This window comes from Mesorhizobium australafricanum, assembly GCF_033977265.1.
In the GTDB taxonomy this organism is placed as follows: domain Bacteria; phylum Pseudomonadota; class Alphaproteobacteria; order Rhizobiales; family Rhizobiaceae; genus Mesorhizobium; species Mesorhizobium australafricanum.
The window spans coordinates 44,604-62,583 of record NZ_JAVIIT010000010.1 but is presented as its reverse complement, the minus strand read 5'-3'; the positions used below and the strand labels follow the sequence as shown (position 1 = coordinate 62,583).

The 17,980-nt window shown below is 65.6% G+C and carries 15 protein-coding genes; 3 read left to right on the top strand and 12 right to left on the bottom strand.

Annotated elements, in window-relative coordinates:
* The first annotated feature begins 1 nt into the window (after position 1).
* Positions 2-1,702 carry a hydantoinase B/oxoprolinase family protein gene (locus tag RFM98_RS19995; protein ID WP_320310485.1) on the top strand — a complete coding sequence of 567 codons (1,701 nt, stop codon included), beginning with the start codon at positions 2-4 and terminating at the stop codon, positions 1,700-1,702.
* Positions 1,703-1,964: 262 nt separating this feature from the next.
* On the opposite strand, the gene RFM98_RS19990 is transcribed toward RFM98_RS19995, so the two are convergent.
* From RFM98_RS19990 to RFM98_RS19965, 6 genes are read right to left on the bottom strand one after another with little or no spacing between them, the layout of a single operon-like run.
* A complete protein-coding gene (locus RFM98_RS19990; protein WP_320310484.1) occupies positions 1,965-2,426 on the bottom strand; it encodes a MarR family winged helix-turn-helix transcriptional regulator in 462 nt (153 codons plus the stop codon).
* Positions 2,423-3,007 (bottom strand): amino acid synthesis family protein, encoded by a 585-nt coding sequence (locus tag RFM98_RS19985; RefSeq protein WP_320310483.1) that lies wholly within the window; start codon positions 3,005-3,007, stop codon positions 2,423-2,425. The genes RFM98_RS19990 and RFM98_RS19985 overlap by 4 nt, the downstream gene beginning before the upstream one ends.
* Positions 3,000-3,881, bottom strand: a complete 882-nt coding sequence (locus RFM98_RS19980) for a UPF0280 family protein (RefSeq protein ID WP_320310482.1) — start codon at positions 3,879-3,881, stop codon at positions 3,000-3,002. Before RFM98_RS19980 ends, RFM98_RS19985 begins: the two co-directional genes overlap by 8 nt.
* Positions 3,878-5,422: a 6-hydroxynicotinate reductase gene (locus RFM98_RS19975; RefSeq protein WP_320310481.1), complete on the bottom strand. Its 1,545-nt coding sequence runs from the start codon at positions 5,420-5,422 to the stop codon at positions 3,878-3,880. Before RFM98_RS19975 ends, RFM98_RS19980 begins: the two co-directional genes overlap by 4 nt.
* On the bottom strand, positions 5,419-8,196 hold the full coding sequence (locus tag RFM98_RS19970) for a molybdopterin-dependent oxidoreductase (RefSeq protein WP_430682330.1): 2,778 nt from the start codon (positions 8,194-8,196) through the stop codon (positions 5,419-5,421). The genes RFM98_RS19975 and RFM98_RS19970 overlap by 4 nt, the downstream gene beginning before the upstream one ends.
* 32 nt (positions 8,197-8,228) lie before the next feature.
* Entirely contained in the window at positions 8,229-9,086 is an 858-nt protein-coding gene (locus tag RFM98_RS19965; protein ID WP_320310480.1) for an FAD binding domain-containing protein, read from the bottom strand.
* A gap of 300 nt (positions 9,087-9,386) precedes the next feature.
* Between RFM98_RS19965 and pncA the strand changes: the two genes are divergently transcribed.
* Positions 9,387-10,001, top strand: a complete 615-nt coding sequence (gene pncA, locus RFM98_RS19960; RefSeq protein WP_320310479.1) for a bifunctional nicotinamidase/pyrazinamidase — start codon at positions 9,387-9,389, stop codon at positions 9,999-10,001.
* A 130-nt stretch (positions 10,002-10,131) separates the two neighbouring features.
* Complete coding sequence (locus tag RFM98_RS19955; protein ID WP_430682329.1) at positions 10,132-11,454, top strand: sodium:proton antiporter; 1,323 nt, start codon at positions 10,132-10,134, stop codon at positions 11,452-11,454.
* Here the strand turns inward: RFM98_RS19955 and RFM98_RS19950 are convergent.
* The 6 genes from RFM98_RS19950 to RFM98_RS19925 form a co-directional block, all read right to left on the bottom strand.
* Complete coding sequence (locus RFM98_RS19950) at positions 11,451-12,179, bottom strand: ABC transporter ATP-binding protein (protein ID WP_320310477.1); 729 nt, start codon at positions 12,177-12,179, stop codon at positions 11,451-11,453. The two genes, RFM98_RS19955 and RFM98_RS19950, sit on opposite strands and share 4 nt — an antisense overlap.
* Positions 12,172-12,900: an ABC transporter ATP-binding protein gene (locus tag RFM98_RS19945; protein WP_320310476.1), complete on the bottom strand. Its 729-nt coding sequence runs from the start codon at positions 12,898-12,900 to the stop codon at positions 12,172-12,174. The genes RFM98_RS19950 and RFM98_RS19945 overlap by 8 nt, the downstream gene beginning before the upstream one ends.
* Positions 12,897-13,859, bottom strand: coding sequence for a branched-chain amino acid ABC transporter permease (locus RFM98_RS19940; RefSeq protein ID WP_320310475.1), 963 nt, complete (start codon positions 13,857-13,859; stop codon positions 12,897-12,899). Before RFM98_RS19940 ends, RFM98_RS19945 begins: the two co-directional genes overlap by 4 nt.
* On the bottom strand, positions 13,856-14,737 hold the full coding sequence (locus RFM98_RS19935) for a branched-chain amino acid ABC transporter permease (protein WP_320310474.1): 882 nt from the start codon (positions 14,735-14,737) through the stop codon (positions 13,856-13,858). The genes RFM98_RS19940 and RFM98_RS19935 overlap by 4 nt, the downstream gene beginning before the upstream one ends.
* Before the next feature lie 218 nt (positions 14,738-14,955).
* Positions 14,956-16,260, bottom strand: a complete 1,305-nt coding sequence (locus RFM98_RS19930) for an ABC transporter substrate-binding protein (protein WP_320310473.1) — start codon at positions 16,258-16,260, stop codon at positions 14,956-14,958.
* Positions 16,261-16,507: 247 nt separating this feature from the next.
* Entirely contained in the window at positions 16,508-17,947 is a 1,440-nt protein-coding gene (locus tag RFM98_RS19925) for a hypothetical protein (RefSeq protein WP_320310596.1), read from the bottom strand.
* Positions 17,948-17,980 lie beyond the last annotated feature (33 nt).

The following is a 17,980-nucleotide window of genomic DNA, read 5'->3' as shown; positions in this document are numbered from 1 at the left end:
AATGCCAGCGTTCGGGGCAAAGCTCGACACGATCACGCTTTCGGTGCTGCAGGCGGCGCTGCAGCAGGTCTGCGACGAGATGGACCTGACCTTTTCGCGCGCCGCCTTCTCGCCGGTGATCGCCGAAGCCAACGACCGCTCGGACGGCATCTATTCGGCTGTCGACGGCTCGCTGATCGCGCAAGGCAGCCAGGGCCTGCCGGTGTTCGTCGGCGTCATGCAATATTCGACCAAGACGGTGATCGAGATGATTGCCGACGGTCGTTGCCTGGCGCCGGAACAAGGCGACATCTACATCGTCAACGACCCCTATCTCGGCGGCACGCATCTGATGGATGTGCGCTTCGTCATGCCGGTCTACCGCGACGGCAAGATCTTCTGCTGGCTCTCCAACACCGGCCACTGGCCGGACATCGGCGGCTCGGTGCCTGGCGGCTTCTCGGCCTCGGCCACCGCCGTCGAGCAGGAAGGGCTCAGGCTACCGCCGGTGAAGCTGTTCAAGAAGGGCGTGCTCGACCCCGAGATCTACGCCATCATCTGCTCGAACATCCGCGTCGCCGACCAGCGGATCGGCGACATCCGCGCGCAGGCGGCGGCGCTCCTGATTGGCCAGGACAGGCTCAATGAAATACTGGATCGTTACGGGGACGAAACCGTCGTCGAGGCGATCGCCGAACTGCGCCGACGCGCCGCCGAGCAGATGCGCGCCTCGATCGCCGTCATTCCCGACGGCACCTACCGCTCGCAGGCCTTCGTCGATTCCGACGGCGTGGTGAACGAGCCGCTGACCATCAATCTCGCTGTCGAGAAAAAGGGCAACACGCTCACCTTCGATTTCGCCGGCTCCTCGAAACCCTGTGCGGGGCCGATGAACAGCGTGCTGGCGACGACCTTGTCGTCCGTCTATCTCGCCATGCGCCATATTTTTCCGGAGGTGCCGATCAGCGCCGGCGCCTTCGAACCGCTGCACGTCAAGCGGCCTGAAGGCACATTCCTCGACGCCAAGTACCCGCGCCCTGTGTCGGGCTGCGCGGCAGAAGTCTCGCAACGCATCGCCGAGGCGGTATTCGCCGCCATGGTGCAGGCGCTGCCGGAGAAGGTAACGGCGGCGCCGGCCGGCTCCAGCGGCAATTTCGCGCTCGGCGGCAACGACCCGGCGCGCGGCCGCGACTATGTCATGTACCAGATCTCCGGCGGCGGCTATGGCGGCAATGCCGGCCATGACGGCTTGAGCAATGGCTGCTCGACCATCGGTATTTCGAAATCGCCGCCGGTCGAGATCATGGAGCAGGCCTTTCCGGTGCTCTACCGGCATTATGCTTTGCGCGAAGGCTCCGGCGGCGCTGGCAAGCATCGTGGCGGCTTCGGGCTTGCCTATGAGGTCGAGATATTGCGCGGCGAGGCGCGAGCGTCCTTCGTCATGGATCACGGCCGCTTCGGGCCGCAAGGCGCGCTCGGCGGCAAGGACGGCGCGCCGAACAGCGTGACGGTGTTCCGGGGCGGTGAAGCGCATGTGCCGCCACATCTTTCGAAAGAGCAGGACATCGCGCTCAAGGCCGGTGATCGCGTGCGCGTCGGCACGCCCGGGGGCGGCGGCTATGGCGATCCCAGCGAGCGTGACGTGAGGCTTGTCGCCGAGGATGTCAGGCTCGGTTACTATACGCCCGAGCAGGCCAGGGAGATGTTCGGGGTGGAGTTGTAGGCGGGCGGACGTGGCGGATAGGTCGCGATCCATCCAAGCGCCCACGCCGAGTTCCGTCACACCCCCCTCTGCCCTGCCGGGCATCTCCCCCGCAAGGGGGGAGATCAGCCGTCACCCACGCTTTCGCCAATCGCCGACGATGCAGGAAGAGCACCGGCGACCGAGCTGCTAATCTCCCCCCTTGCGGGGGAGATGGCCGGTAGGCCAGAGGGGGGTGCTGTCCCTCCGGCGCTTAAAGGTGTCACCTTGTCGAAAGCACCTTTCAGGCCAGCTTCGCCAGCAACCGCAGGAAAGTCGCGGCCTCCTTGGCCGTTAGCGGCGCGAGCGTCTCCTCGGTGATGGTACGGGCGAGCGGGATCAGCCGCTCGATCGCCTCGCGGCCTTCCGGCGTCAGATTGACCAGCAGCCGCCTTTTATCGACCTCGTGCTTGGAGACCTCGACGAGGCCCCGCGCCTTCAGCCGGTCGATGACGCCCTTCACGGTGGCGGCATCCATCGCGATCAACATGCCGAGCTGGTTCTGCGAGGTTTCGCCGATATCGTGAAGCTTGGCCAAGGCGGCGAATTGCGGCGGCGTCAGATCGCCGATATGCGAGGCGAAAAGCGCGACATGACGCTGATGCGCCTTGCGCAGGATGAAGCCGACCTGGTCCTGCAAATGATAGTTGTTCTCGTCGCTCTCTTCGGCCTCGACCAGCCGCAGCAGATTGTCCTCGCCGCTCATCTCAGGCCGTCCCATGCCTTGATGTCCGCGGCCGCGAGGCCGCCCATGCGGTTGTGGACGCGCGGGCCGCAGGCCATGGCGAGGCAGAACAGGATTTCGTCGGGACGCGGACCGTCGCTCACGCCCACTTCCATGGCGTCGAAATGGCTGCGCACATAGGCGGCGTTGATGTGGCCGAGCGGCACGTCTAGCCGTGTGCCGAAGGCGCCGACCTTCTTGGCCGACGGCACGATGGCCTTGGCATCGCCGAGGCGCTCGCGCATGGCGTAGCCGCCCGGCACATGCCACAGCGCGCCGTGTTCCAGTTCGCCGGCGGAACCGACGATCGCGCCCTTGCCGTAGCCGTCGATCTTCTTCACGTCGCCGCCGAGTGCTGCGATCAGCCGGTCGGAGAGCAGAAGCCCGAGCGGTTTCAGGTCTTCCATCGCGCCCTGCAAATCCTCGACAAAACGGCCGGCAAAGGGGTTCTTGACCACGGCAAGCGCCGCCGCGCGAAGGCGCGGTTCTTTCGCCACCGGTCCGCCGTCGTGGAAAATCTCTTCGGTCAGAACCGCGACCTTGCGAATCGGAAAGTCAGGCATGGGCAGTTTCCTTCATTTTATGTTTGGGCGCGGCGAGCGCCACGGAGCCACAGATGCGCGTTTGACCGCCCAGAAACAGCGCCGATGCGGCAATCAGGCCGCGCCGGCGAAAATCTTCGGCGACGGCAAGGCCGTTGTCCAGCGCCCGCGCCACCTCGCCTGGGGCGAGCGCGCCGACGCCTTGTGTCACCAGCCGCTCATCGAGATCGCTGTCGGGCGCCAGATCGCGCGCCGAAACGCGTGCGATGGCCGGATGTCCAGGCAGGTCGACGGCGTTGGCAATCAGCGTCGCCGCCGCGTCGGCCGCGGCGCCGGTCGGCGCCAGAACGGTGACGGCGTCGGCGACGCCTAAGGAAAACGACCGGCCGCGCCAGCCGCTGGTGGCAATGCCACGCACGCCATCCTCGGCGCGTATGGTGACGCGGTCGGCCATGCCATGCCCGGTGCCGGCAATGGCCGATGTCATCGACTGGCCTTTGCAGAGATGGAGCGCGCAGTCGCCGCCATTGTTGACATAGGCGCGGTCGAGCCGGCGGCCGGCGAGAAGGGAGCTAAGAATTTCGTCGGCTACCGAACCGGCAACGGCGGCCATCGGCGTGATGAAGCATTCCGCCAGCGGCATGACGGCTGCCTCCATGCGGCGCGCCGTCGAGCCGGTGAAATCGCGCGGCGCCAGGAAGAAGGCCGGGAGGCGCAATTCGGGTAGCTCTTTGACCAGCTCGATCAGGATCGTCTGAAAGCGAGCGACCGCCTGCGCATAGGCTGCGCGGCATTCATCCGCGGAACCAAACGCCTCGACGATGAGGTCAATCGGCCCATGGTTGAGGTGGAGCCTTTTGCCGTCGGAGAGCCAATGCGCCTGCGGGCCGTTCATAATCCGGCCCCGTTCGCCGCTGCCCGCCGCAGTTGCGCCAACGGCGGCCAGGGATTGTTGACCGGCGCGCCGGTACTGCTGCGCGGGTTGAGATATTCGCCGCCCTTGGCGAGAATGTCCTCGACACTACGGATCTCGCTTTCGTAGCCGCCCAGCCGGACATAGTCGTCGCGGCGCAGCGTGAACTCGATCGGCGCCACCAGGGCCGGCGTCGGCACGTAGCCGAAGGCGCCTTCCGGCACCCGGGTGACGTCGACCATCAGCGTGATGCCGCCGCCCGGCCAGACATAGACCGGCGCGCCGCCGACCGTGACATAGGTCCTCAAGCCCTGCACCGAGCGGGTGAGATTGACCGGGTTCTCGGTGACGCCGGCGCGCAGCGAGCCGCCGGCGCCGCCGATGAACAGAACCGTGCACAGCGCCGGCTCGCAATTGTCCTCGATCAGGCCGACGGACTTTTGCAGCCGTTCGGGGAACGGCTTTTGGACCGGTTTCAACTCGTCGTCGAGCTCGTAATAGGCGAACTGCTCGCCGGTGGTCGACACCATCAGCAGCGACAGGCCGGGACGAGCGCCCTTCTTGGCGTTCCAGTCGCCGAGGATCGACAGTGGGTCGTCGATGCTGGTACCGCCCCAGCCGAGGCCCGGCTCCGACACCTTGAAATAGCGACCGGGCGTCGAGCGGCGGCCGATGATTTTGATGCCCGTATCCTCCCAGCCCAGCACCTTGCCGGCCTGATGCTCGGAGACGACGCCGGTGATGTGGTCGTCGACCACCACCACCTCGTCGACAAGGCCGCGCCATTGCGTGGCGAACATGCCGATGGTGGCCGAGCCGCAGCCGACGCGCATGCGGTGTTCGGCCTTGCCGTCGATGACCGGCGCCTTGCCGGCCTCGACGACGACCGTCGCGCCGCCATCGATCGTAAGCTCGACCGGTTTGCGGTTGCACAGACTGAGCAGCGCGTCGCAGGTGGCGCGTCCTTCCGCCTTGGAGCCGCCGGTCAGATGATGGACACCGCCGAGCGACAGCATCTGCGAGCCGTATTCGCCGGTGGTGACATGGCCGATCGCCTCGCCTTGCGAGCGCACGATCGCCGTCTCGTCGCCGATGTGGCGGTCGGTGTCGATCTTCACCTTGACGCCGCAATAGGAGAAGATGCCTTCGGTGACGACGGTGACGAGGTCGACGCCCTCGACCTCCTGGCTGACGATGAAGGGCGCCGGCTTATAGTCGGGATAGGTCGTGCCGGCGCCTATAGCCGTAACGAAGCGACGGCCGGTGTTGACCAGCTCGCCGCCCCACTCTTCGCCCTCGGCGACGAAGGGCACGACGGCGCCGCCGGTCTCGGCCGCATGGTCGAGAATGGTCAGCGGGTCCATGCGCACGATGCGGCCGCCGACATTGCCATAGCGGTCGCAGGCGCCGGTGCGACCGTCGGCGATGTAGCACATGACCGGACAGGCATCGCAGCGGATCTTTTCCGCCACCTGCTTCTCGCCGGGATCGTGGGTTTCGAAACGTTCGGCAAGCTCGCTCATCGGCGTGCCTCCTTCTCGCGGATCGCCGCCAGGATGCGGCTCGGCGTCGCCGGCACCTTGGTAACCAGCACGCCGGTGGCATGGCGGATAGCATTGAGGATCGCCGGCGCGGTCGGGATCAGCACATGCTCGCCCAAGCCCTTGGCGCCGAAGGGTCCTTCCGGGTCCGGAACCTCGACCAGTATGTGCTCGATGGGCGGCACGTCGCCGATGGTCGGGATGAGATAGTCGTGCAAATTCTCGGTGCGGCCGGGGATGTATTCTTCCATCAACGCCATGCCGATGCCTTGCGCGATGCCGCCCTCGATCTGGCCTTCGACCAGCAGCGGGTTGATCGCCTTGCCGACATCATGCGCGGCGGTGATCTTGATGAGCTTCACGGTGCCCAACTTGAGATCGACCTCGAGCTCGGCGATCTGCGCCCCATAGCCATAGACCGCGTAAGGCTTGCCCTGGCCGTTGGCGTCGAGCGGCAGGGTCGGCGGGTCATAGGTTTCTTCCGCGACGAAGACCAAGCCGTCGGCATCGGCCTTCAGCGCCGACAGATCGATGCGCCGCGCGGCATCGCCTTCCTGGATGAAAATGCCGGCGCCGTCGAGCGCGATCGTCGCCCGATCAGACACATTGGCGAAGCGCAGGATCTTTTCGCGTAAGGCGCGGCCAGCCTTCTCCGCCGCCTTGCCGGTGACGAAAGTCTGGCGCGAGGCGGATGTTTTGCCGGCGTCGGGCGTGATGGCGGTATCTGCGCTCTTCAGCCGGAATTTCTCCAGCGGCAGGCCGAGCGCGTCGGCGCAGATCTGGGTGATGACGGTGTTGGAGCCCTGGCCGATATCGACCGCGCCCTGATGCAAGATGACCTCGCCGGATGCCGAAATGCCGACCTTGATGGTCGAGGGATTGGGCAGCGAAGTGTTGCCGCAACCATACCAGCAGGAAGCGACGCCGACACCGCGCTTGCTTGTCGTATGCCTCGCGTTGAAGGCTTCCGCTTGTGCGAGCGCGCGCGTCCAATGCGGCTCAAGCTGCTCCAGGCATTCGCCGATGCCGACGCCCGTCTCCAGGCGCTGGCCGGTAACCGTTTCGGTGCCATTGCGCAGGCAGTTCTTCAGTCGGAAATCGAGCCTATCCATGCCGAGCTTTGCGGCGAGCTCGTCATAAAGCGTCTCCTGCATGATGGTGGCTTGCGGCACGCCGAAGCCGCGAAAGGCGCCGGCGATCGGACCGTTGGTGTGGATGGCGTAGCCGGTCGCGCGGTAGTTCGGCGTCAGATAGGGGCCGGAGGCATGTACGGGCACGCGGTTGGCGACCGTCGGCCCCCAGCTTGCGTAGGCGCCGGTGTTGAAATCGCCCTCGAAGACCATGCCGGTGACGCGGCCTTCGGCATCGGCGCCGATGGTCGCCTTCATCTCGGCGGGGTGACGCTTGGTGGTCGACATCATCGATTCGTTGCGGGTGTAGGCAAGGGCTGCCGGCCGTCCCGTCTTCATCGCGACGAGGCCGATGAGAGGCTGCAGCGAGACATCAAGCTTCGAGCCGAAACCGCCGCCGGTGGCGGTCGGCACGATGCGGACTTTCTCGACCGGCAGGCCGAGCACCTTGGCCGTCTCGTCGCGATCCATGTAGGGCGCCTGGGTGCAGGCGACGACGACCAGCGCGTCGCCATCCATATAGGCGTAGCCGGCTTCCGGCTCGATATAGGCATGCTCGACAAAGGAGGTTTCGATGGCGCCGGACGCGGTGACGGCGGCACCTGCAAGCGCGCCATCGGGATCGCCGCGCTCGACATAGCCGGAGGTAAGCAGGTTCGCTGGGCGGTGCTGGTGGATCAGCGCCGCGCCGTCGGCCTTTGCCTCGCGCGGCTGCAGCACATGCGGCAGCTCCGTCCAGGCGACCGGGAAATCCGTCAGGTCGAGATCGAGGATCGCCTCGCGCTCGCCCGCCACCAGCGCCACTGCCTCGCCACGCAGGCGGGCAAAGCCTTCGGCCAGCGCCGGCTGGTCGGCAAAGGGGCCGATGACACCAAAACAGTTCTTGCCGGGAATATCGGCGGCGGTGAAGACGCCGGCGATGCCGGAATGCGCTTTCGCCCACGCGCCGAGATCGCCGAAGCTGAAACGCGCATGATAATGCGGCGAGCGGACCACGAGCACCGCCAGAGCATCGGCCGGAAAGGAATCGCCGCCGAATTTTTCGTCGCCGGTAACTTTCGGCACGCCGTCGAGCCGGATCGGCGAAGCGCCGACGGCACGGCCGACTTCGGGCTGGCGAAGGTCGACGCCGTCCATATGCTGCGAAGCCTGCATCACCGCCGCGACGATCTTCCTGTAGCCGGTGCAGCGGCAAAGCACGCCGCCCAGCGCATCCTGCGTCTCGGCCTCGCTCGGCGTGGGGTTGCGTTCCAGCAGCGCGGTGGCCGCGACCAGCAGGCCGGGCGTGCAGATGCCGCATTGCGCGGCACCATGTTCGAGGAACGAGGCCTGCAGGGCGGACAGCCGGCCATTGGCAAGGCCTTCGACCGTGGTGACGGAAGCGCCTGCCACGGAGGCCGCCGGCATCAGGCAGGCGCAGACCGGATCGCCGTCGACCAGTACGGTGCAGGCGCCGCAATCGCCGGCATCGCATCCGACCTTGGTGCCGGTCAGCCGCAACTCGTCGCGCAAAACCTGCGACAGCCGCCGCACCGGCGGCACCGACACGCTGACAGCTGCGCCGTTGACCTCGAAGGCAATGTCGGCGCGTTCCATACCGGATTGGGCCATACCGGATTGGGCCATGCCGAATTGCGTCATACCGGACTGGGCAATGCTCATGCCGCCACCTTGCCTTCGTCAGGGCCGATAGCAGCGCGCACCGCGCGGGCGACGATCTCGCGCGCCGCATCCCGCCGGTACTCGGCGCTGCCGCGCACGTCGGCGATCGGCGACAATTCATCGATCGGCGCGGACAGCACCGCGTCCACAAGCCCCCGGGTGACCGGCTGGCCGCGCAGCGCCGCCTCGACGCCGGCGAGACGGCGGGCAACCGCCGAGCAGGAACCGACCGCGATCGCCGCATCGGCGACCAAGCCGTCTTCGATAACAATGCGAGCCGCCGCCATCGCAATCGAGATGACGAGATAGCGCCGCGCGCCGAGCTTGACGAAGGCCGAGGTGCCGGCGACGGAACGATTCGGCACACGAATGGCGGTGACCATCTCGCCGGGCTGCAGCGCGGTGCGGCGATTGCCGAGGATGAACGCACCAAGCGGCAGATGGCGGGTGGCTTTGGCCGACCGCAGTTCGACATCGGCATCGAGCGCCAGCAGCGCCGGCACGCCATCCGCGGCGGGCGAGGCGTTGCAGAGATTGCCGGCAACCGATGCGACGTTCTGGATCTGGACCGAGCCGACTTCGCGTGCGGTGGCCTTCAGCGCGTCGAATGCGGCCGGCAGCGGATGGCGGACAATATCGGTCCAGGTGGTACGGGCGCCGATCCGCCAATGCTCGTCCGTCTCTTCGAGGTCGCGCAGCGCGGCGAGACCGTTGATGTCGAGGATGTTGTCGCGGAAAGGTCTCGCGCCCTGCGCGGGATAGAAATCCGTGCCGCCGGCGAGAATGCGCCAGCGGTCCTCGCCAAGCAACGCAAGCGCCTCGTCGACCGTGGTGGGTTTCGCGTAACGGATCACGCTATGCCTTCCAGACAATTGGGCCTTCCCGAAAAGGGGCCTTCCCCCGGCTCTCCGAAGGGCCTGCTTCGGGTCTTCTTGCCGGTATGCGGACCGGTCAAATTCATTCGTATGCAAATGATATCAGGCCGGCGGCAATTGTCAAAGCCAGAGTTTGTCCCGCACGGCGGGTCGGACCGACCGCAACGACATTGTTACGCCTTCGGAGGTTGACGCCGCCGGCCATCTGGTCAAGGTTCTGCGTCCGGTCGCGAGAGCGGCATTTTTACTGGGACCCAAGTCGAAACGAGAGGGAACCGCATGGCCGAAGAAGCGCTCATCGTCATCGACCTGCAGAACGATTTTTGCCCCGGCGGCGCGCTGGCGGTTGCCGGCGGCGACGAGATCGTGCCTTTAGTCAACGACCTGATCCGGCGGACCGAGCATGTGATCCTGACGCAGGACTGGCACCCCGCCGGACATTCGAGCTTTGCCTCCAGCCATCCGGGCAAGCAGGCCTTCGAAACCATAGAGATGCCTTACGGGCCACAGACGTTGTGGCCGGATCATTGCATCCAGGGCAGCCTGGGTTCCGATTTCCATTCCGGGCTCGCCTGGACCAAAGCCGAGCTGGTGATCCGCAAGGGGTTCCGTACCGCGATCGATAGCTATTCCGCCTTCTTCGAGAACGATCACACGACGCAAACCGGTCTCGCCGGTTATCTGAAGGAACGCGGTATCGACACCGTTACCCTGGTCGGACTAGCCACCGACTTCTGCGTCGCCTTCTCGGCGCTCGACGCGGTGAAGCAGGGATTCAGGACGACCGTGCGGCTCGATGCCTGCCGCGGCATCGACCTCAACGGCTCTGTCGAGGCGATGCTGAAGCGCATGCACGAAGCCGGCGTGACGCTCGAAGACCATTCGGCGGACTGACCGGACTGTGGGGCACCGAGGGGGCGTCAGCGGATTGGCGAGTGCGTCGACGGCAGGCGTGCTTGTCGCGGTCCTCGCGTTCGCGCAGCCGGCTTACGCCGCCGAGGTCCAAGAGCTGCCGGGAGCGGCGATGTCGCTGTGGTGGGGATTGCCCTTTGCCGGCCTGCTCTTGTCGATCGCGACCGGGCCGTTGCTCTTCCACCACGTCTGGGAACACCACTACGGCAAGATCGCCGCTGCCTGGTCGGCGCTGGTTGTGGTTCCGCTGGCGGTCGCCTTCGGGCTTCCAACAGCAGGCGAAGCGGTGCTGCACACGCTGCTCACCGAATACATGTCCTTCATCATCCTCCTGTTCGCGCTCTACACGATCTCGGGCGGCATCCTGCTTGCCGGCAACATCCACGGAACGCCGCTGGTCAATGCCGGCTTGTTGCTCATCGGCGCGATGCTTGCCTCGATCATCGGCACGACCGGCGCCTCGATGATCCTGATCCGGCCGATCCTGCGCGCCAACGACAACCGGCCATTCAACGCCCATGTGGTGATCTTCTTCATCTTCCTGGTTTCCAACATCGGCGGCTCGCTGACGCCGCTCGGCGACCCGCCGCTGTTCGTCGGCTTCCTGCGCGGCGTCGATTTCTTCTGGACCAGCACCAATCTCTGGCGCGAGACGCTGTTTACCGGCGGGCTGGTGCTTATGGTCTTCCTGGTGCTCGACATCGTGCTGCATCGCCGCGAAGCCGGCGCACCGAAGATCAAGGATCCGACGCCGGACACCAAGGTGCGGCCGCGCGGACTGGCCAACCTGCCGCTGCTTGCAGGCGTGATCGGTGCGATCCTGCTTTCGGCGAGTTGGAAGCCGGGCATCAGCGTTTCGGTGCTGGGAATTGGCCTCGAACTGCAGAACCTGGTGCGCGACGCCATCATCCTGGCGCTGGCCTTTCTGTCGCTTCGCGTGTCGTACAAGAGCCACAGACAAGCAAACGGCTTCACCTGGGGGCCGATCGCCGAGGTGGCGAAATTGTTTGCCGGCATCTTCATCTGTATCGTGCCGGTCATCGCCATCCTGCGAGCCGGCCATGACGGCGCGCTGGCGCCGCTGGTGGCACTGGTCACGTCGGCCGACGGCCGGCCCAACGACCTCGCTTTTTTCTGGCTGACGGGGGCACTGTCATCCTTCCTCGACAACGCACCGACCTATCTGGTGTTCTTCGAGCTTGCCGGCGGCGATGCGAAGCACCTGATGACCGAGGCCGCGTCGACGCTCGCGGCGATCTCGGCCGGCGCGGTGTTCATGGGCGCCAACACCTATATCGGCAACGCGCCAAACTTCATGGTCTTTGCCATCGCCAGGCATCGCGGCTTCAAGATGCCCGGCTTCTTCGGCTACATGGCATGGTCCGGCCTGGTGCTGATCCCGACGTTTTTGATCGCGGGGTTTTTGTTTTTCTAGCCCACCCCGACATAACGCCGCACCGCCGACGGATCGGCGCGCAATGCCTCGACGTCGACCGTCTCGCGGTTGCGGCCATTCTCGATGAATGAGACGCGGTCGGCGACCGAGAGCACGGCGTCGACGCGCTGCTCGACCAGGATGGTCGAGACACCGCGCTCGCGCAGTTTCGCCACCGTCTCGCGAATTTTGGCGATCATCGACGGCATCAGCCCTTCGGTGGGCTCGTCGAGCAACAGCACATGCGGTTCGAGGCAGAGCGCGCGGGCCATGGCCAGCATCTGCTGCTCGCCGCCGGACAGGGTGCCCGAACGCTGCCTCAGCCGCTCGCGCAGCAATGGGAAAAGGTCCAGCACGTTTTCCCGCACGTCCCGGCCCTTGCCGCGCGCCATCAGACCGATCTCGATGTTTTCCGCCACGCTCATGTCGGCGAACAGCCGCCTGCCCTGCGGCACATAGGCGACGCCGGCCTTCGGCACGTCATGCGCGGCGAGCCCGGTCAGTTCCTTGCCGTTCAATTTGATGGAGCCGCTTGCCGCCGGCACCAGGCCCATGATCGCCTTCAGCGTCGTCGTCTTGCCGGCGCCGTTGCGGCCGAACAGGCAAAGCACCTCGCCCTTGTTGAGGACGAGATCGAGGCCGTAGAGCACCTGCACCTCGCCATAGAAGCAGTCGAGCCCGGAAATGGTGAGCAGGCCGCCATCGGTTCTGACTGGATCAGCCATGGGTCGCCCCGAGATAGGCATCCTGGACCTCAGCGTTGGCGCGGATCTGGTCCGGCGTGCCCTCGGCGAGGATCTTTCCCGCATTGAAGACGGTGATGCGGTCGGCGAGCTGCATGACGACCGGCATGTTGTGCTCGATCAAAAGCACCGTCGCGTCCTTGGCGATCTCGCGCACCAGCGTGATGAAGTTGTCGATCTCGCTGTCGGCCAGGCCCTGCGTCGGCTCGTCAAGGATCAGCAGGCGCGGCTTCAGCGCCAGGCCCATCGCCACTTCCAGCAGGCGCTGGTGGCCGTAGGACAATTGCCCCGCCGGCGTGCCGGCGCGGTCGGCGAGGCCGGTGCGCTCCAGCGCCGCCATGACGCCGGTCCTGACCTGCCCCCTGGTGCGGCCATCCGTCAGCGTGCGCTGCACCGGCAGCGCGACATTGTCGAAGGCCGTGAGATTGGCGAAGACGCTGGTGATCTGGAACGTATAGGCAACGCCGAGGCGAACCCGCTTGTAAGCCGGCATGGTGGTGATGTCGGCGCCGTCGAAGACCACCATGCCGGAGGACGGCCGGATGCGGCCCGAGAGCAGGCTGACGAAGGTGGTCTTGCCGGCGCCATTGGGGCCGATGATGGCGCGGATCTCGCCCGGCATCAGCGCGAAGTCGACGCCGTCGACGGCGCGCAGGCCGCCGAAATTGCGCGACAGGCCCCTGGTGGTGAGCAGCGGCATCATGGCAGCCACCTGAGCCAGCGCTCACGGATCGAACCCAGAATGCCTTTCGGGAAGAACAGCACCAGAAGGATCAGCGCCACGCCGACGATCAGCAGATAGGCGGAGGTGAAGCCGCTGGTGATGTCGGTGACATAGTACATGAACAGCGTGCCGATCAGCGGTCCAAGCGTGGTCGCAGCACCCCCGAGCAGCACCCAGAGCAGCGGCAGGATCGAATACTGCACGCCGGCGAAGCTCGATCCGACATAGCCGAACAGCAGCGCATAGGCGGCCCCCGACGCCGCGCAGATGGCGCCGGAGGCAACGACGGCGGCAAGCTTGTTGGCCACTGTGTCGTAGCCCAGCATCCTGGTGCGTTCCTCGTTCTCGCGGATCGCTACCAGCACGCGGCCGAAGCGGGAGCGGACGACAGCAAGCGTCACGAGCATCACGGCCGAGAACAGCACCAGCGCGCTCATGTAGCGCACCGTTGGATCGGCCAGGTCGAGTGAGGCGCCACCGAGCGAGACCACCCGCGATGCCTGCTGGATGACCAGGCCCTGGTCGCCTCCGGTCCAGGCGGCGAAATAGAGGATGAGCAGGTAGAAGACCTGGGCGAACATCATGGTGACGATCATGAAGGCGACACCGGAGGTGCGCAGCGCCAGCAGGCCGATGACCAAAGCGAGGAGCGCGCCGCAGGCGACCCCGGCGACGAACGCTTCGGGCACGGCCCAGCCGAGGTGATAGACGGTAAGCCCCGCGCCATAGAGGCCGGCCGAGAAGAACATGGAGTGGCCGAGGCTGAGCAGGCCGACATAGCCGAAGAGCAGATTGTAGCCCATGGCGAAGACGGCGAGCGCCATGATGCGGGCGAACAGGCCCTGGTGGTAGTCGGGCAGGATGAAGTTCAGAGCGAACAGAAGCACGATGACGCCGATATGCAGCGCATAGGTCTTTGCCGGCGAAGCATCCCTCATCTGGACGTCGCCCCAAACAGGCCTTGCGGCCGGAACACCAGCACCATGGCGACCACAAGCGTGGCGATGATCTTGGCCAAGGTCGGCGAGAAGAACATCGAGATGATGCCGTCGGAGAGGCCTATCAGGACGGCGGCGACCACGGTGCCGCGCAGCGAGCCGAGACCGCCGATGATGACGACGATGAAGGACAAGAGCAGCGGGTCCTGCCCCATCAAATAGTGCGCCTGGCTGATCGGCACGATCAGCACCGCGGCGATTGCCGCCAGCATGGCGCCGACGGCGAAGACGCCGGCATAGACACGCTCGACCGGGATGCCGAAGGCCTGCGCCGTCTCGCGGTCATATTGAGTGGCGCGCATGATCAGGCCGATTTTCGTGCGCGTCAGCACCAACCAGGTGATCACCAGCAAAATGGCGGAAGCGGCGACGACCGAGAGCTTGTAACCGGAATAACCGAACCACGGCAGAAGGATGCGGTAGCTGAAAGGCGGCTCGACCGGGCGCGCCTCGGGGCCATAGAAGGTCAGCGCCAGCTGCTGAATGATATAGAGCATGCCGATGGTGGCGACGATGGTGCTTTCGGGATTGTAGTTCAGCCGGCGCAGCACCAGCCACTCAGCGAGAAACGCGACCAGCCCGACCAGCAACGGCGCGATCACGAGTGCCGCCACGAAGCCGATGGCCGGATGGCCCGAAATCGCCGTCGAGATCGCCCAGGCAAGCACCGCGCCCAGCATGAAGAACTCGCCATGGGCGACATTGACGACGCGCATGACGCCAAACACCAGCGACAGGCCAAGCGCCGTCAGCGCCAGCACGGCGGAGGTGACGAGGCCTTCGAGGGCGGCGAGGAGGAGATGGGGTCCGAAATGCATGGGTTACACGCCAGCGGATGCGCGAGGCACCCCCCTCTGCCCTGCCGGGCATCTCCCCCGCAAGGGGGGAGATTGGCAGTTCGCGCGGCGGCGCCCACTTGACAACTTTGGAGATTGGCGAAACCCAAAGCGACATCTGATCTCCCCCCTTGCGGGGGAGATGGCCGGCAGGCCAGAGGGGGGTGACTTGGCGCTCACGCTTGCTGGAGCAGCCAAGCTCACAGCGCTTGCGTCGTGTAATCCCCTTCCGGCTCGTAGAGGCCGTCTTCGATCTTGGTCTTGTGGACGACCTTGAGCTTGCCGCCTTCAACCTTCGAGATGTTCTGGATACCGAAGCACTGGTGGATCTTGCCATTGAACGTCTTCGGCCCCTGCGGATGCTCCGGCCCTTCGGCGAATTCCTTCAGCGCCTCGGTGGCCTCGACCAGCTTGGCGCGGTCTTCGGGTCCCTTGTAGCCGGCATCTTCCATCGCCTTCTTGACGACATAGAGCGTTTCCCAGCAGCCGAACATGTGCGAGGCGGTGGAGACGTCCTTTGGATCGCCGACGGCGGCGCCATTGTCGTCGATGCCGACAGCGGCGCGGTAGGCTTTCTGCGCGGCGGAATCGTCAGGCTGCGCATAGCGCGGCGAGCCTTCCCAGAAGTGGCTGCCGTCAAGGAATTCAAGGCCGGGGCTGTTGATGTCGGTGGCCTCGAGCGAATCCATGAAGCCGAAGAGCTGCGGCCGGGTCGAGCCGTAGAACTCGCCGAGCTCCTTGACGAAGGTGAGCACGGCCGGGCCGACCATGACATGGTAGATCACCTCGGTCTCGGCCGGGATCTGCGGGAAGTACTTGGTGAAAGAGCTTTCCGTCGGCGGGATGGCGATCTGGGCGATGACGTCGGCGCCTTGCGCCTTCAAGGCCGGCGGCAGGTAGTCGCGATGATCGTAGCCGAAGGCGAAGTCGGGGAATATCTGCGTCACCTTCTTCCCGGCGTTCTGCGCGATCCACGGCGCCATCGACTGGATCTGGCTCTTCACGTCGGTGATGCCCGGCTGGAAGACGTAGCGGTTGAGCTTGGTCGAGGCGACGTGGTGGCCTTCGCTGACTACGAAATAGGGGATCTTGTTCTCGCCGGCGGCAGGTGCGGAGCCGATCACGACATGCGAGAACAAGGTACCGAAGACGATGTCGGTCTTGTGCTGCTTGGCGAACTTGGCGACAACCTCGGCGCCGCGGGCGGGGTCGGTGCCGTCATCCTCGATGACCAGCTCGACTTTACGGCCGCCAATGCCGCCGGCGTCGTTGATCGCCTTGACCGCGGCGGCGCTCGTCTTCTCGTACCAGCGGCCATAGGCGGCGCCGATGCCCGTGCGGTGCGACTGGAAACCGATCTTGATCGGCGCCGAGCTCTGCGCCTGGCTGTAGCGGACGAAGCCGGGCGCCAGCGCCAGGCCGGCGCCGGCCGCCATCCCCTTCAGCGCGGTGCGGCGCGAAAGCGGCGTCTTGGAGAGGTCGAAAAATCCGTTCTTGTCAGCCATGTCCGTTCCCCTGTTTTTCAAGTCTTGACCAGCGATAAGGCGGCTAACCCATCCCGGTTCGGAGGATGGGGAAATTGCATGTGTACAAACTAAATCACCAAAGCCTTGGCCTGGCAAGCGAGCTTCCACTCCAGCGCCGCGCGTCCTCTCGGGACGCGCAAAGGACGCTGCAGCACTTTGATTTTGCGCATAATCCTTTCCGAAAATCGAACCCGGGTCATGCGCGCGTCACGACGCGGCCCTTGTCTCATCCCACCGTCGGCGTGGCAAGCAACCACAGGCCGAAGATCGTGTAGGCGATCATCAACAGGGTGAGCGGCAATTGGCTGAGCGCGGCGCGCGACGGCTGCGGGTGGAGACGCCAGGCGAGGCCATGCGCGACGAGAACCGCCAGCACATGGCCGGCGATGATGACACCCGCCTGGATATTCCAAAGCCACCAGGCCGACTCGGCACCGGCGACAACGCCGGCTTCGACCATCATGTTGGCGGTGCCGAACAGGTTCCATCCCTGCGCGAAAGGATCCGACAGGGCGACCAGCGCATACTGGCCGTCGACCAGCAGCAGGGTGAGGTAATGCGCGATGTGGTAGGCAAGCGCGATCGGCACGATCGACCAAACCAGCAGGCCGGCCGTCTTGCCAAACAGATGCCTTTCGCCGGCAAGGCGCTGGCCGAGAAGGACGGCAAGCGCGAACACCGCCGCCAGCAAAACGAAAGTCAGCACGAGGCCGAAGCTGCCGATGCCGATCAGCGCGGTGCGGCCTGGGTATTCCAGCGGATTGACGCCGAACAGGCCGAGCCAGAAGAAGGTTTTCGACAGGCCGTCGAATGATACTGAAGACAGGGCCAAGAGGAGAAAGGCTGTACCGCTCAGCGGCAGCGGCTCGGCCGCCAGCAGCTTGGCGCCGGGCCAGCAGAGCGAGAGGCGGGTCTCCCGGCGCTCAAGGGGCGCGAAGCGGGCGACCATGGAGAAGAAGATGGTCAGGAATTCACCCCGTTTGCTCCAGTCGTTATAGCCGAAGATGAGCATCGCAATGAAGCTGACCAGCCAGTAGAGGCCGGCAGCATATGCCAAACGGGCCGGGTCGTCGGGCGCCGGGTCGATCAGCTCGAACCAGGCGAAGGCTAAGAACAGCACGAAGGCCGGCCAGAAGCCGAGCCATGATGACAGGCGTGGCGGGTGCCTGCCGTCGCTGCGTCGGCTGAAGAGCCGGCTTGCAACGCGCCAAGATCCATACCACGGGCTGAGCCATGACCAGAGGTCGCCGAACACGCCCTGCAACAGGGTGAATCCGGCCCAGAGCAGTGTCCAGATCACCAGCGGCAGCGGGTTGGAAAGCGGGTCGCGGCCGCCGAAGATGCCGGCGGCGATGAGAATCGCAAAGCCGGCAAAGGAAAGCAGGCTGGCGATGGTGCGCGGACTGTCGCTGAGGGTGAGCAAGGGCAGGCGCCGGCGCCAGAAGCGATCGAGGGCGGCAGGCGGCAGCAGTGCCAGGACGAGGAAGCTGACCGCCACGGCAAAAGCGCCGCCGACGAGGTAGTAGCCGGTGGGGAGGAGAAGGACGTGGCCACGATCGGAGGCGTGGGCGAAGGCGGGGGTAGGGAGGAGGGCGAGGGTGGTGGCTAATGCGAGAATAACACCAACGCCGCGATCCTTCACACCCCCCTCTGTCCTGCCGGACATCTCCCCCGCAAGGGGGGAGATCGGATGTCGCCC

Excerpts from the sequence above, each read along its gene's own strand:
- RFM98_RS19995 (WP_320310485.1), top strand. The coding sequence starts at position 2 with ATGCCAGCGTTCGGGGCAAAGCTCGACACGATCACGCTTTCGGTGCTG.
- RFM98_RS19990 (WP_320310484.1), bottom strand. The coding sequence starts at position 2,426 with ATGAGCGGCGAGGACAATCTGCTGCGGCTGGTCGAGGCCGAAGAGAGC.
- RFM98_RS19985 (WP_320310483.1), bottom strand. The coding sequence starts at position 3,007 with ATGCCTGACTTTCCGATTCGCAAGGTCGCGGTTCTGACCGAAGAGATT.
- RFM98_RS19980 (WP_320310482.1), bottom strand. The coding sequence starts at position 3,881 with ATGAACGGCCCGCAGGCGCATTGGCTCTCCGACGGCAAAAGGCTCCAC.
- RFM98_RS19975 (WP_320310481.1), bottom strand. The coding sequence starts at position 5,422 with ATGAGCGAGCTTGCCGAACGTTTCGAAACCCACGATCCCGGCGAGAAG.
- RFM98_RS19970 (WP_430682330.1), bottom strand. The coding sequence starts at position 8,196 with ATGGCCCAATCCGGTATGGCCCAATCCGGTATGGAACGCGCCGACATT.
- pncA (WP_320310479.1), top strand. The coding sequence starts at position 9,387 with ATGGCCGAAGAAGCGCTCATCGTCATCGACCTGCAGAACGATTTTTGC.
- RFM98_RS19955 (WP_430682329.1), top strand. The coding sequence starts at position 10,132 with ATGTCGCTGTGGTGGGGATTGCCCTTTGCCGGCCTGCTCTTGTCGATC.
- RFM98_RS19950 (WP_320310477.1), bottom strand. The coding sequence starts at position 12,179 with ATGGCTGATCCAGTCAGAACCGATGGCGGCCTGCTCACCATTTCCGGG.
- RFM98_RS19945 (WP_320310476.1), bottom strand. The coding sequence starts at position 12,900 with ATGATGCCGCTGCTCACCACCAGGGGCCTGTCGCGCAATTTCGGCGGC.
- RFM98_RS19940 (WP_320310475.1), bottom strand. The coding sequence starts at position 13,859 with ATGAGGGATGCTTCGCCGGCAAAGACCTATGCGCTGCATATCGGCGTC.
- RFM98_RS19935 (WP_320310474.1), bottom strand. The coding sequence starts at position 14,737 with ATGCATTTCGGACCCCATCTCCTCCTCGCCGCCCTCGAAGGCCTCGTC.
- RFM98_RS19930 (WP_320310473.1), bottom strand. The coding sequence starts at position 16,260 with ATGGCTGACAAGAACGGATTTTTCGACCTCTCCAAGACGCCGCTTTCG.
- RFM98_RS19925 (WP_320310596.1), bottom strand. The coding sequence starts at position 17,947 with ATGTCCGGCAGGACAGAGGGGGGTGTGAAGGATCGCGGCGTTGGTGTT.